The organism is Marinimicrobium locisalis (assembly GCF_039822625.1).
In the GTDB taxonomy this organism is placed as follows: domain Bacteria; phylum Pseudomonadota; class Gammaproteobacteria; order Pseudomonadales; family Cellvibrionaceae; genus Marinimicrobium; species Marinimicrobium locisalis.
Map to the genome: position 1 here is coordinate 1 of NZ_JBDLLG010000086.1, position 612 is coordinate 612.

Annotated in this window: 1 protein-coding gene; it reads left to right on the plus strand. The window is 61.3% G+C overall.

Annotation, left to right across the window (positions count from 1 at the left end; genetic code table 11):
* A partial coding sequence (locus AAE514_RS18510; RefSeq protein ID WP_347333043.1) for a hypothetical protein occupies positions 1–612 on the plus strand: 612 nt, incomplete at both ends.

A 612-nucleotide genomic window follows, 5' to 3' on the forward strand; every position in this document is an offset into this window, starting at 1 on the left:
CATAGAAACGCTTATCGGCGGCGGCCAAACCGATACCTTCGAGGTCAGTGACGGGACCACCTACAGCGGCGTTATTGACGGTGGCGGGGGCGCCAACGACGAAGTCGACTTTACCGGCGTCACCTCGGCGGTCACCGTGCGCTTTGGGGGCGGCGGGTCCGACTGGGATCTGAGCCGTATCAATGTCATTACCGGTAATGATCAAACCACCCTGGGCTTGGCAAGCGGCACCAACACTTGGACGTTGGAGGGCGCCGCCTCCGGGGAAGTGGAGACCGTCCCCCCGACTGGCGAGGACGCGCTATTTCAGGGAACATTGTCATTCACCGGCGTTAGCGCCTTGCATGGGGGCAGCGGGGAGGATACCTTCGAAGCCACCGGCACTACGGTGTTTACGGGCTTGCTTAAAGGCGGTGCCGACTCGACTAACACCTTGGACCTGAGCGGTTTCACGGACCCGACCACCCTAGTGTTGGGCGGTGACACCGGAGGCTGGAATTTCACGGAAATCCGGGACTTCGTGGGCAATAACGACGCTACCCTGGGCACTAGCCACGGCACCAATACCTGGACGCTAAATCAAGCTCAGGGCGGAACGCTGTCGCACAACCC